Source organism: Vibrio sp. 10N.247.311.12 (assembly GCF_041467515.1).
In the GTDB taxonomy this organism is placed as follows: Bacteria; Pseudomonadota; Gammaproteobacteria; order Enterobacterales; family Vibrionaceae; genus Vibrio; species Vibrio crassostreae_C.
This window is the reverse complement of sequence record NZ_JBFSUV010000014.1, coordinates 1-13,262: the sequence shown is the minus strand read 5'-3', so window position 1 is coordinate 13,262 and position 13,262 is coordinate 1. Positions and strand designations below refer to the sequence as shown.

Annotated in this window: 8 protein-coding genes; 2 read left to right on the top strand and 6 right to left on the bottom strand. The window is 46.6% G+C overall.

Annotation, left to right across the window (positions count from 1 at the left end):
- Window positions 1-2: 2 nt before the first annotated feature.
- Both pfkB and fruB read right to left on the bottom strand, forming a co-directional pair.
- Window positions 3-980, bottom strand: a complete 978-nt coding sequence (gene pfkB, locus AB6E30_RS08110; protein WP_017090852.1) for a 1-phosphofructokinase — start codon at window positions 978-980, stop codon at window positions 3-5.
- Between the two features lie 9 nt (window positions 981-989).
- Window positions 990-2,123 carry a fused PTS fructose transporter subunit IIA/HPr protein gene (fruB, locus tag AB6E30_RS08105; RefSeq protein ID WP_372103219.1) on the bottom strand — a complete coding sequence of 378 codons (1,134 nt, stop codon included), beginning with the start codon at window positions 2,121-2,123 and terminating at the stop codon, window positions 990-992.
- A 385-nt stretch (window positions 2,124-2,508) separates the two neighbouring features.
- On the opposite strand from fruB, the gene cra reads away from it, so the two are divergent.
- Window positions 2,509-3,513 carry a catabolite repressor/activator gene (gene cra / locus AB6E30_RS08100; RefSeq protein WP_372103216.1) on the top strand — a complete coding sequence of 335 codons (1,005 nt, stop codon included), beginning with the start codon at window positions 2,509-2,511 and terminating at the stop codon, window positions 3,511-3,513.
- Between the two features lie 33 nt (window positions 3,514-3,546).
- On the opposite strand, the gene AB6E30_RS08095 is transcribed toward cra, so the two are convergent.
- The 4 genes from AB6E30_RS08095 to nirB form a co-directional block, all read right to left on the bottom strand.
- Entirely contained in the window at window positions 3,547-5,337 is a 1,791-nt protein-coding gene (locus tag AB6E30_RS08095; protein ID WP_372103213.1) for a protein kinase domain-containing protein, read from the bottom strand.
- Window positions 5,338-5,504: 167 nt separating this feature from the next.
- The gene (locus AB6E30_RS08090) at window positions 5,505-6,974 is read right to left on the bottom strand and encodes a NarK family nitrate/nitrite MFS transporter (protein ID WP_017060867.1); all 1,470 of its coding nucleotides are present in this window, start codon (window positions 6,972-6,974) and stop codon (window positions 5,505-5,507) included.
- Between the two features lie 143 nt (window positions 6,975-7,117).
- On the bottom strand, window positions 7,118-7,462 hold the full coding sequence (gene nirD, locus AB6E30_RS08085) for a nitrite reductase small subunit NirD (protein WP_136977923.1): 345 nt from the start codon (window positions 7,460-7,462) through the stop codon (window positions 7,118-7,120).
- A gap of 58 nt (window positions 7,463-7,520) precedes the next feature.
- On the bottom strand, window positions 7,521-10,103 hold the full coding sequence (gene nirB, locus AB6E30_RS08080) for a nitrite reductase large subunit NirB (protein WP_372103210.1): 2,583 nt from the start codon (window positions 10,101-10,103) through the stop codon (window positions 7,521-7,523).
- A 472-nt stretch (window positions 10,104-10,575) separates the two neighbouring features.
- Here nirB and AB6E30_RS08075 point away from each other — a divergent pair, with 472 nt between their 5' ends.
- Window positions 10,576-13,158, top strand: coding sequence for a molybdopterin oxidoreductase family protein (locus AB6E30_RS08075; RefSeq protein ID WP_372103207.1), 2,583 nt, complete (start codon window positions 10,576-10,578; stop codon window positions 13,156-13,158).
- Window positions 13,159-13,262 lie beyond the last annotated feature (104 nt).

The following is a 13,262-nucleotide window of genomic DNA, read 5'->3' as shown; positions in this document are numbered from 1 at the left end:
TCCTATTTGCTTGTGTCTAACTGGCTAGTTGGAGCACTAAGCGACTGTAATTGGATATTTTGTAGTACTGAATCCAGCTCTTGTTGGCTGGTGATGCCCACGCCTACCTGTGAAACTGCTAGAGCAGATAGGGCGGTTGCGAATTTAATAAGTTCTGGTTTTGGCATCTGTTGCATGTGACCCCAACATAGACCAGCAACTAAGGTGTCGCCTGCGCCTACCGTGCTTACTACTTGCATGCGCGGTGGTTGAGCATGTAACCATTCACCTTGGTTAAGCCACATCACGCCTTCAGCGCCAAGTGATACCACGATGTTCTCGATGCCTTTTTCACTTAGGGCTTGGCCCGCGTGTTGGCATTGGTCACGAGTTGTCAGCTCTGCATTGAACAGCTGAGACAGCTCTTCATCGTTTGGTTTGATCAACCATGGTTGTGCATTGATACCGGCTTTAAGTGCGTCACGGCTGCTATCAAATAGAACCTTCTTACCTAAATCGTGTAAGCGTTGAACCCAAGAAGCGCAAAGCTCAGGAGAGATACCTTGTGGCAAGCTGCCTGCAATCACGAAGTAATCGTGCGTTTCAGCAAGTTCTAATAGGGTTTCTTCGAACGCTTTAATCGCGTCAGCATCAACAGGAACACCTGGGAAGTTGATGTCGCTTACTTGGCCTGAGTTCTCTACCAACTTCACGTTGATACGAGTCGCGCCATCTACACGGATAAAGCGGTCAGTTGCGCCCATCTGTTCGAACAGTTGGCAGAAGGCTTCTTCGTTATTGCGACCAAGGAAACCTGTTACGGTCACTTTCGCGCCAAGCTCTGAAAGTACTTTTGCTACGTTTACGCCTTTGCCTGCCGCATGTAGAGAGCCTTTGTTCACTAGGCTCACTGAACCCACGTTAAGTGCGTCGATAGCGCCAGTTAGGTCGAGAGCAGGGTTTAGCGTAACGGTAACGGCTTTGATTTGTTTATCAGACATATCTATTCCTTAACCTTCGCCAAGGCCTGAAGCGATAGCTTTACCAATCGATTCAAGTGCTTGTGCTGCATCTTCACCTTCAGCAACAAACTGAAGCTGGTGGCCGTGTTTAACGCCAAGTGCGATTACTTTCATCAAGCTCTTCGCGTTCACTTCTTTTCCGTCGCCATCTAGGTTTGAAACGCGGATAGTTGATTCAAACTTCTTCGCTTCAGCGACTAGCATTGCACCCGGACGAGCGTGCAGGCCGTGTGCGTTTTTGATTTTGAATACTGCGCAGTTGTCATCGTCTTGAGAAGCTGTAGAAACCGCTTCACCTTTCAGAAAACCAATCACTTGCGCTGCGTCAGCGGTTAGCAGTTGTTGCTGTTTACCTTCGAAAACCATCTTGCTTAGGTTTGCTAGGATCGATTGGTGCGCGCTGTTACAAGCAGCAAATGCCACCAATGCTTTAACCGGTGTGCCTTCGAATTCACAATGGTTCGCTGTTGAAACGAAAGACACGCCAGTGCGAGTTACACCTTTATCACTACCCAACAACCACAGGCCTTGGCCTAGGTGAGTTGGTGTTTTTGTCACTAGGTCGGCAACGAATGTGTTGTCTGTGCAACCTGTGTTCTTAAGTAGGCCGCCTGCCACTGCCGACATTTGAACCATGTCGCTTGCTGGGAATAGTAGCTGAACTAAAGAAGCGTCTAGGTCGGCTTCTAGCTGAACTTCGCCGTTAAGTAGGGCGATGATTTCGTCTTCTGATTTAGCTTGCTTTAATTTCTCTTCAACACCGTCTGCCGCTAGAACCTTTGTTAGTTGCTTAAGAATGCCTAAGTGCTCGTCAGATTTCGCTGCAATACCAATTGCTACGTAAACACGGTTGCCGTCTGCCCAATCAATACCTTCAGGGAAGTGGTGTACCGCAACGCCTGTCTCTTTTACTAGGCCACGAGTATTCGTCGTTCCGTGAGGAATCGCGATGCCGTTACCTAGGAACGTAGAGTTCTGGTTTTCACGGTTCAGCATTCCTTCAACGTAACCAGAGTCAACTAAGCCTTTCGCGGTTAGGTCGCCAGCAATGTTTTGGATAGCTTTGAATTTGTCTTCGGCAGTTTGGCCTAGAGTGATGTCAGATTTTGATAATTTAAGCATGGTGCCTCTTTAGCGTATCGCTTGAGAATTTGTGTATCGCTACGATTCAGTCTAGAGCAAGATTCATGGAGCTTAACTTGTTGCTTAACTCTTTGTTTTATAATAGCTGAATCGGTTCAGCATTCAGTGTAAAAAAATTCAGCAAAGCCGATTTTGGTTTTCAAAATAGTTTTGCTGCGTGTCGTAATTTCAGTTTCGTTAACAACAAGAAGCTGAATCACGACAAATGACGCTCAATCCATTCAAAAGGATGATTGAAGTCACTTTTCAGATTTTGCTGAATCCTTTCAGCTTTTATACTGAATCGATTCAGCATATAATTCAACTAATCCAAGGATCAGAAGATTGGTTATATGATCCTACGCACAAAATACAGGTCACCCATATGACACTAGATGAGATTGCCAAACTAGCCGGTGTGTCGAAAACGACAGCCAGCTATGTTATTAATGGCAAGGCGCAGAAATACAGAATCAGTGAAAAGACTCAGCAGAAAGTAATGGCAGTCGTGGAAGAGTATAACTACCGACCAGACCATGCTGCTTCGTCGTTGCGCGCTGGTAATAGCCGTTCATTTGGTTTGATTATTCCTGACTTGGAAAACAGCAGTTACGCGCGTTTAGCAAAATTGATAGAGCAGAACTCACGTAAAGTGGGCTATCAGATTTTGATTGGTTGCTCAGATGATGACGCTGAAACCGAGCGAAAGGTCGCTGAAGCCTTGGTAAGCCGTCGTATCGATGCCTTGCTGGTGGCGAGCTCAATGGCAGACGCTAATGAGTTTTACTTGAAGCTACAAAACTCAGGTACGCCAGTCATCGCGATAGACCGTCCTTTAGATGATGAGCACTTTGCCTGCGTGATCAGTGAAGATTTCGAGGCTGCATTTGAACTGACTCATTCGATTCTTGATGACAGTATTCATAGTGTTGGTTTGATTGGAGCACTGCCTGATCTGAACATTTCACGTGAACGTCAGCTGGGTTTTGAAGCGGCGAATAAAGCACATACTCAACAAACAAGGCTAGCAGAAAACAAGCCGATGGTAGTGGGTTATGGAGAACACTTTGATAGAGAATCAGGGCGCGAGGTTTTTGAAGACTGGATAGCTAAAGGCACGGTGCCTGATGCGATTGTGACTATGTCTTACACTTTGTTAGAGGGTGTGTTGGATGTGATGGTTGAAAAGCCAGAGCTGATTAATCAAGTAAAACTGGCAACCTTTGGTGATAACCGACTGCTCGACTTCTTGCCTTTTAAAGTCCATTCACTGCCTCAGCAGTTTGAAGTAATTGCCGACAGCGCTTTTGCTTTGGCGCTGAATGCATCGGCTAAGCGTTACCAAGCTGGCATTGAACTCGTGCCAAGAAGCTTAGTGAAACGAGGCTAAACGCGGTTATATTAGGCTAATTCGTAAACGTATCTAGTTTGGGTTTAACAATAACCCCAGTTCTACGACCGCAACAATGCCGAGCAACAAAGCCAACACTTTCCAAAACTGGATCGGGTTTCGGTTTATCAAAGGTTGCTTGGCTTTGCTTTTCACCAAGCTTTGGTTTGGTGTGTAAAGGTCTGCTACAAAATCCCCCAACACTTGATGACGTTCGCTTGGTGATTCCGCGCAGGCTTTTTGTAATACCAAATCCACCCAGCTTGGTAAGTCAGCTCGTTTCTGTGTGATGGGTTGGTATTCCCATTGATGGTGACGAGATTGCTTAAGCGATTGTGCGGTCATTTCAGAGTAGGGTAATTCACCGGTTAGCATCTCATAGCCGATTACAGCGATAGAGAACAGATCAGAGCTGGTGGTCGCGCTGTTGTGCTTGATGGTCTCGGGTGCAATGTAATTGACCGCGCCTAATGGTGTGTCGTCCTTGTCAGTGAGCTCTCCCTCTTCAAGGCCTCTCACTAATACCGCACCAAGGTCGATGATTTTTACCTCACCATCACGTTGAATCATGATGTTCTCGGGCTTTAAGTCTCGGTGCACCATGTCTGCACGTTGTAATACTCGAATGCCTTGAGTGATCTTTTCTAATATGTCGCGCACTTCATTGAGTGACGGTTTTGGGTTGTCGTACATCCATTGTCTTAGGGTGATACCTTCTACCCATTCGCAGATTTGGTATAAGAATTGCGAGTTCTCTGGCGTCGGGTAAACCTTCATTACTCTCTTGTTTTTTAACAAGATCCCCGCCCATTGTTCATTAAAGAAAGCTCTGAGTTGCGAAGGGCTATCGTGATATTGAACGGAAGGGACTTTCAGCACGAACTCGGTTTGTGTCTCTTTCTGCATCACACGATACACATGGCTTCTTGACCCTGCATACAACACCTCAAGTACCATGAAGTTGTCGATACTTTGCCCGAGCTTTAAAGCGGGTGGGATTGCCCGTTTAGCCAGCTTCTCATGGAATTCAATCAGCGAAGGTTTAGGCAGATGGCTGACTTGCACAATCAAGCAGCTCACGTTGTCTGAGCTATTGTGGCTTAAAGCGGTGTTACAGATGGTTTGCGCTGCGTATTCGAAATCCGCTCCGGGTTTATCGATGTGTTCTTTGAAGGTGTTGGGAGATACAAACTCGTGCACGCCATCAGATGTCAGGATAAAGCAGTCGTTTTTCTTGATAGGCAGGGTTTGATAGTCAACGTTGAGTTGGTTGTCCATGCCTAAGGCGCGTGTAAGATAATGCTTCTGTCCCATATTTTTACGCGTGTGGTCGCGGGTCAGTTGGCGTAATTCTCCATCTCTGAGTAAGTAAATGCGGCTGTCGCCAACGTGGAATATATGTGCGGTGTTTGATTTTAATATCACGCTGCTGAACGTCGAAACGAGGGCATTGTGGTTCACTTGTTGTGCGGGATGAATATTAGAAACAGACGTGTTGAAGAGCCAAGAATTGAGGGACGTTAAGACCTTTTGCGCCGAACGTTGAATGCTCCAGCTTTGGGGAGTTGCGTAATAGTCGTCGATAAACTGCATCACGCTGGTGTGACTGGCTTTCTGGCCGTATTCACTGCAACTTGCCCCGTCTGCAATACAGGCAACACTGCCTTTAAACTCTTGCTCAGTACGAGTTTTGGGGTGCTTTACAATGATGGCGTCTTGATTTTCATCACGTATGCCTTTATTCGAATAACCACCAAACTTAAGCGTTAACTGGTTGTTGGATTCTGGCGTGACGACTTGCCCTTGGCTGAATGAAATTGTCATAACTGATCTTCTTCTTAACTGTTCTTCTTCCCGCTTCCTTGACAGAACATCCTAGGAAGAACAAAAGCCCTAGTGAACTTAGAGCCTTTGAACGAAGCACCTAGCATTGATGTATCCGCTAAGGTGCTTCTCCCGATTCAATAATATCAATGCTTCATAGTACAGACCTAGCTTGAAACATTAATCAGCGTGACACTGCCATCGTCGTTTACTTCGGCGATTTGACCGTTAGGCTCTTCCATGAACAGTAGAGTCACAAAGCCAAGTACCGCTGTTGCAGCAATCACTAAGAAGAAGGTTTGGTAGCTCACGAATGACAACACAGTTAGGTAAACTACTGCACCCACGTTACCGTAAGCGCCCGTCATACCTGCAATTTGACCTGTCATACGACGCTTGATTAGAGGAACCGTTGCGAATACCGCACCTTCACCCGCTTGCACGAAGAAAGAACACGCCATCGCCGCAACAACCGCTAGCCATACAGGCCATGTGCTGTCGACTTGACCCATTGCGAAGTAACCCACAGCAAGACCAATCGTTAGAATAAGCAGTGTTGGTTTACGACCGAATTTATCTGAAATCCAACCACCACCTGGGCGAGACATTAGGTTCATAAAGGCATAAGCCGATGCAACCATACCTGCAAGAACCGGTGTTAATTCAAAGGTTTCAGAGAAGAACAGTGGCAGCATAGAAACCACAGCCAGTTCAGAACCAAATGTTGCGAAGTACAATACGTTAAGTACCGCTACTTGCTTGAACTTGTACTGGTGAATCTCAGGCACTTCTTCTTTAAATACGTTCTTGTTTACTTTCCAAACTTGCGACACTTCGTACACGTAAAGTGCTGCTAAACCTGCATACACAGAGTAAACCGCCATGTCAGACAACATGTTGATGTTGCTTGGTGATAGCTTCCAAGTCAGTAGCGCTAAAGCGGCATACATAGGGATCTTCATAATAAGTAGGAAGAAAAAGTCACCCTTTGATGTCACTTCCATTGCTGTTACTTGAGCAGGCTTGAAGTAAGTCGAACCTTTTGGTGTATCTGACACGTTTTTGTAGAAGATAAACGAGAACGCTAAGCTCATTACGCCGGTAATACCGACCGCATAACGCCAGCCGTCTTCACCACCAAACGCTAGAGCGAGAGTTGGAAGTGTGAACGCCGCTGCTGCTGAACCGAAGTTACCCCAGCCGCCGTAAATACCTTCTGCAGTACCCAGTTCGTTGTGTGGGAACCATTCAGACACAAGACGAATACCGACAACGAAACCTGCACCAATGAAGCCCAGTAGGAAACGAGCGATTGCTGCTTGAATGAAAGAGTCTGCCAGAGCAAACATGAAACAAGGGATAGAACAGACCGCGAGTAGCGAAGAGTAAACCAACCTTGGGCCGTATCTATCGGTTAGCATGCCTATTGCGACACGTGCCGGAATGGTCAATGCAACGTTGAGGATCAGGAGGGTTTTGATCTCTTCAGTAGAAAGACCAAGCGTAGTTTTTACCATTTGCAGTAGTGGGGCAAAGTTGAACCACACAACAAAGGTAATGAAAAAGGCCATCCAGCTTAGGTGTAAGACCTTCATCTTACCCGTAAATGAAAGCAGCGAAAATTTAGTGTTATCCATGGTTTAAATCCTTTAAATCTGGAAAATTACCCGGTTTGTGCACCTGCGTTACTTCCGAACTTAGAACGCTTTTAATGTGCATAAACCCTGTGCCGAAATTGCGCACGCTAATAAGCGTTTGCATGATGGTGTCGGCGGTTTAGTTAACTGGCGATAGTAAGTGGTGCGAGAACTTGAACTTGTTCTCCTTGTTTGCGAACTTCAAATTTCACGAGCTTGAGCTCAGGCTGTTCAAGACATTCGCCAGTTTCTAAGTGGTAATGCTGCTTGTATAAGGGTGAGGCCACGTAAGGTTCTCCGCTTAATGAACCAATTATACCACGTGACATCACATTCGCCTTGCCGATAGGGTCGTAATTAGAGAGCCCATAAAGCGTGTCGCTGCGCTTGCAGTAAAAAATAGCCACTTGGTTATCGTCTACTTTGGCGCAAATTCCCCCGTTTGGGGTTAGATCGCTGGTGCTGCATACGGTTGTCCAATTTTCCATGACTTTCTCCTAGTCTAAAATTGAGTTTTTATTTTTTTATTGATGAACCTGATGAAATTTATGAAACCTCAGTCACTTCGATTTGGTCTGCTTTAGCGAGCTTTTCATCGCGTTTTGAATCGGAAGAAGAGCTCAAGCTCGGCTTAGGAAAACGCTGCTCTCGTTCTTTGATGAAAGAGAGGCTAGTGTCCATTTCTTCGCTGTTGATGTAGTGCTGGAAGCGTTTCATCTTTTCAGGGTTTTCGATGGTGGTTTTCCACTCACACTGGTATTTTTCGATGTTGAGGGCGATATCGGCCTCAAGTTCTTCAGCAACGTTGAGCTTGTCTTCAATCACGACTTGCTTGAGGTATTCGATGCCGCCTTCAAGGTTCTCCATCCATACTGATGTGCGCTGTAGGCGGTCTGCGGTACGTGTGTAAAACATCAGAATGCGGTCGATGTATTGCAGCAGTGTGGTTTCATCAAGGTCGGTAGCGAAAAGGTCACCATGGCGAGGGCGCATACCGCCGTTACCACAGATGTAGAGGTTCCAACCTTTGTCGGTGGCGATAATGCCAAAATCTTTTGATTGGGCTTCTGCACATTCACGAGTACAGCCAGAAACCGCAAACTTGATCTTGTGTGGTGAACGCAGGCCTTTGTAGCGGTTCTCAAGACGAATCGCTAAGCCAACACTGTCGTCGACGCCGTATCGACACCAAGTGCTACCGACACACGATTTCACGGTACGAACCGATTTACCGTAGGCATGCCCAGTTTCAAAACCTGCATCAATTAGCTTTTTCCAGATGATTGGCAGTTCGTTAAGTTGTGCGCCAAACAAGTCGACACGCTGACCACCGGTGATTTTGGTGTAGAGGTCGAATTCTTTAGCGACTTCGCCAAGCACGATCAATTTATCTGGAGTGATTTCACCGCCAGCAATACGCGGAACCACGGAGTAAGTGCCGTCTTTTTGCATGTTGCCAAGGTAGATGTCATTGGTGTCTTGCAGCTCGATATGTTGATCTTCAAGGATGTAATCGTTCCAGTACGAAGCCAGAATCGAACCGACAGCCGGTTTACACACAGTACAGCCCAATCCGTTGCCGTGAGAATCTAACAGCTCGTCGAAGGTCTTGATTTTGTTGACGCGAATGATGTCGGTAAGCTCTTGGCGAGAATAAGCAAAGTGCTCACAGATATCGTTAGAGACTTCCACACCCAAGTTACTTAGCTCGCTATCCAGAACTTGTTTCGCAAGGGCAGAACAACCGCCACAACCTGTTGAAGCGTTGGTGGTTTCTTTTAGAGCCGCCATCGTGGTGCAGCCAGCTGAAACGGCCTCTTTAATATCGCCTTTGGTCACATCAAAACATGAACAGATCACAGCGCTATCAGGCAGAGCTTCAACACCCATTGCAGAGCCAGAATCATCGGCCACGTTAGGTAAAATTAGCACTGATGGGTTTTCAGGAAGGGGCATATCATTTTGCTTGATTTGCAGTAGCGAACCGTAGGCTTCTGCATCACCCACTAACACAGCACCAACAATCTTTGTGCCGTCAGCCGAGATGATCAGGCGCTTATAAACTTGTTCTATTTCATCGTTGTAGGTATACGATTGAGCACCTTCTGTCTTGCCGTGCACTTCACCAATACTGGCAACATCGACGCCAAGCAGTTTGAGCTTGGTGCTCATGTCGGCGCCAGTGAACGCAGCGTCGTCAGTACCGTCAGAGACAATATGCGCAGCCGCGATTTTCGCCATTGAATAGCCAGGGGCGACTAAGCCGAAGATCTTGTTGTCCCAAAGGGCACATTCACCAATCGCATACACGTTGTCGATGTTGGTTTGGCAGTGATCGTTAATCACAATGCCGCCACGTTCACCAATGGCGATATCAGAGCTGCGAGCTAAGGCATCTTGAGGGCGAATACCCGCAGAGAACACGATCATATCGGTTTCAAGGTGGGTGCCGTCTGCAAAGTTCATACGGTAGCGAGCGTTTTCTCCGTCGACTATTTCAGAGGTCGCTTTCTCGGTGTGAACCTGCACCCCAAGGTCTTCAATCTTTCTGCGTAATAGGGCACCGCCACCGTCATCTAATTGAACCGCCATCAGGCGAGGCGCAAATTCAACCACATGGGTTTCTAAGCCAAGGTTTTTGACTGCGTTTGCGGCCTCTAAGCCAAGCAGACCACCACCAATCACCACGCCAGATTTGCTACCTTTGCTTGATAGTTCAATTGCGTCTAAGTCTTCAATAGTCCGATAAACGTGACAGTGTTCTTGATCGTTACCGGGAATAGGGGGAACAAAAGGGAAAGAGCCCGTCGCCAAGATTAGCTTGTCGTAACTTTCAACGTGACCACTTTCAGTGATGACTTGTTGATTGGCAGTGTCTAGCTTGGCAACCTTCTGGTTCAACAAGTAGTTCACGCCGTTGCTTTGGTAATACTCTTCACTGGTCAATGACAGGTCATCAGCACTTTTACCATTAAAGTAAGCCGTCAGCTGAACACGGTCGTACGCTAACCTTGGCTCTTCACTAAAAGTAATCACATCAAATTCATCACTGTCTGATTGCAGGATGTTGTCGATAAATTTGTGTCCAACCATGCCGTTACCAACAACGACGATTTTCTTCTTGCTCATAATCCATTCCTTATTCTCGGCGCCACCATCACTAGCATCTAATTTCTAGTCGTTAGCAGATGAATACCGGGTTGAGATTCCACTCAATTCATAATCATCAAGAAAAACAAAAATGTTTTTTCTAAGTCTTGGTTTTTAGTGGAGCAAGGAGGATGCCAGATTGCGATTTGTTCATTTAAATAAAATTTAATATATATATTTCAGTGATTTAAAAATTGCAGGTGGCACGTAATTACCCCTAAAGTGGTATGTAAAATTTTTGTTATATTTATATAAATGAGCGTTTGTGGTGCAACTTTCTGCAAGATGGTGCAAAAATTAAGTTTCTATCGTGGTTAATTTCTATTTTGCTCATTTCTGATAGGTTTGTGTTTATTAAGATCTTGTTTTTATTGTTAAATATTTCTTGCTTGTTGATTGCTATGAAGTGGCGTGTTATTTGCTTATTTTCAGTTATTACAATTATGGATAATTGAGCGAGAAACGGATGACCGATTCAAACAGCGGCTGGATAAAATCGACCTGTGCTTATTGTGGTGTAGGGTGTGGAATAGAAGCGAGACCGACATCGTTAGGAAAACTAGAAGTGCGTGGTGATAAAGATCATCCATCAAACTATGGAAAGCTATGCACTAAAGGGATTGCGCTCGGCGACACCGTCACGCCTTTAGGTCGTCTTACACAGCCTGCTCATATTCAGAATGAGCAAAAACAAGAGCTAGATTGGAACAGTGCCACTCAGTTGGTCGCAGACAAATTCAATCAAACCATCGAAGAATTTGGGGCCGATTCCGTTGCGTTCTATGTATCTGGTCAGCTGCTTACCGAAGACTATTATGTTGCCAATAAACTGATGAAAGGCTTCATTGGTAGTGGCAACATCGACAGTAACTCTAGGTTGTGTATGGCTTCAACCGTGGTCGGGCATAAGCGAGCATTTGGCGCAGACACAGTACCGGTTTGCTACGAAGATCTCGAGCAAGCCGAACTCGTCGTGATTACAGGTTCCAACTTAGCATGGTGTCACCCGGTACTTTTCCAAAGATTAAGAGCCGCGAAACAAGCCAACCCTGCATTGAAAGTCATCGTCATAGACCCGCGTTATACCGACACTTGTGAAATCGCAGACATTCACTTGGCATTGGAATCAGGCTCAGACGTCGCATTGTTCAATGGTTTATTGGGTTACCTCGATGATAACGACAAGCTAGATGCAGACTACATAGAAAACCACACCCAAGGCTTTACTGAATCGATTCGATCTGCGACTCAATATCGTTATACACAGTCGGGCTGGGGCGACAAAAGCGTTCCTGAGCTCACAGGGTTAACAGAGCAGCAGCTGAAACAGTTCTACAGTTTGTTTGCATCGAACGAGAAGGTGCTGACCATTTACTCCCAAGGTGTGAACCAATCGACACAAGGGTGTGACAAGGTGAATGCCATTATCAACTGCCATTTAGCGACCGGGAAAATCGGTAAACCGGGCATGGGGCCATTCTCAGTAACAGGTCAGCCGAACGCAATGGGCGGGCGAGAGGTGGGCGGGTTAGCCAATACCTTAGCGGCGCATTTTGAATTTGGTGATCCGCAATCACACAAAACGGTGAGTGAGTTCTGGCAAACCGACAGCTTAGCCACACATGCGGGCTTAAAAGCGATTGACCTGTTTGATGCCATGAATGAAGGCAAAATCAAAGCGGTGTGGATTATGGCAACCAACCCAGTTGTGAGCCTGCCTGACAGTGAAAAGATCAAAGCGGCATTAGAGAAGTGCCCATTTGTGGTGGTGTCGGACTGCATTGCCGATACTGAAACCACTCGCTTGGCCGATGTGGTGCTTCCCGCGCAAGGGTGGAGCGAGAAGTCGGGCACCGTGACTAACTCTGAACGCCGAATCTCACGCCAACGCCGTGTATTACCAAGCCCAGGGGAAGCCAAACCCGATTGGTGGATTCTAAAAGAAGTCGCACAAAAAATGGGATTCAAAGAGCAATTTGAGTTCCGTCACGAAGGTGAGATCTTCAAAGAGTATTGCGAGATGACAGCGCTCGGCAATGAAACGGGCAAAGCGCGTGATTTGTGCTTAATTGGATTAACCAAACTGGATGAAAAAGGCTATGGCGAACTCACTCCACAGCAATGGCCAGTGTTAGAGTATCAACCAGAGATCATTGAGCAACGCATGTTCACCAATGGTGAGTTCTTTACCGAATCAGGCAAAGCGCAGTTTATTGCAGTTGAGCACGACAAACCGATTGCCGATACCAGCCTTGAATTCCCACTTATCATGAACACAGGCCGAATCAGAGACCAATGGCACACCATGAGCCGCACAGGTTTGGCGGCAGGCTTAGGTGAACACACCCCAGAACCGTTTGTCGCCATCCACCCAGATACCGTTTCAGAACTGAACTTGGATGAGTTTGGGCTAGATGCTTTCAACCACGCGACTATTAACCCTGTGGTGAAAGTGCGCAGCGCACAAGGGGAGTGCCAAGCGCGCTTAGTGGTGACCAAAGAGATGCGCCGTGAACAAGTCTTCATGCCTATCCATTGGAACGCACCGACTGCCAAAGACAGTAAGCCGTGTGACCTGATCCTACCTCATACCGATGCCGCATCAGGTCAGCCAGAATTCAAACACACCCCAGTGGTGGTTGAACCGTGTGGCTATCGCAGCGAAGCCGCACTGGTCAGTGATAAGGTGATGGATTGCAGCGGTTTTGATTACTGGGTGCGCCAAAGAGTGGAGGGCGGTTTTCTGTATCGCATCTCATCATCTAAGAACCCAATGGAGCTGGTGATTCAACTTGCCAACACCCTCGATGCCTTACCAGAACCTAACGCGGAGGCAATCAAATCACTCCATTACCACGGCAACAAATCATTCAAGAACTATGGCTCTGCGAAGCTAGGTCAGTCTGGTGTAAAGCAAGCCTTCGTGGTGAACAGTAAGCTAGACCATCAAAGCATTGAATGGCTAGTGGAGTGCCTAACAAGAGAAGCCGATGAAGAGTTCGAAGCCGAGTTTTTGAGTACTATGGCGAAGTAGTTACTTCCTCTTACTTATCCATACCTACAGCGTAAACGCCGACAATCATGTCCAATGCCGTTCGGATAAGCATTACTGTTTGAATCTAAACGGATATTTAGCTG

Bases quoted from the DNA above. Each gene is read 5' to 3' on its own strand.
- nirD (WP_136977923.1), bottom strand. From the start codon at position 7,462: ATGGAAAATTGGACAACCGTATGCAGCACCAGCGATCTAACCCCAAAC.
- cra (WP_372103216.1), top strand. From the start codon at position 2,509: ATGACACTAGATGAGATTGCCAAACTAGCCGGTGTGTCGAAAACGACA.
- nirB (WP_372103210.1), bottom strand. From the start codon at position 10,103: ATGAGCAAGAAGAAAATCGTCGTTGTTGGTAACGGCATGGTTGGACAC.
- fruB (WP_372103219.1), bottom strand. From the start codon at position 2,123: ATGCTTAAATTATCAAAATCTGACATCACTCTAGGCCAAACTGCCGAA.
- pfkB (WP_017090852.1), bottom strand. From the start codon at position 980: ATGTCTGATAAACAAATCAAAGCCGTTACCGTTACGCTAAACCCTGCT.
- AB6E30_RS08090 (WP_017060867.1), bottom strand. From the start codon at position 6,974: ATGGATAACACTAAATTTTCGCTGCTTTCATTTACGGGTAAGATGAAG.
- AB6E30_RS08095 (WP_372103213.1), bottom strand. From the start codon at position 5,337: ATGACAATTTCATTCAGCCAAGGGCAAGTCGTCACGCCAGAATCCAAC.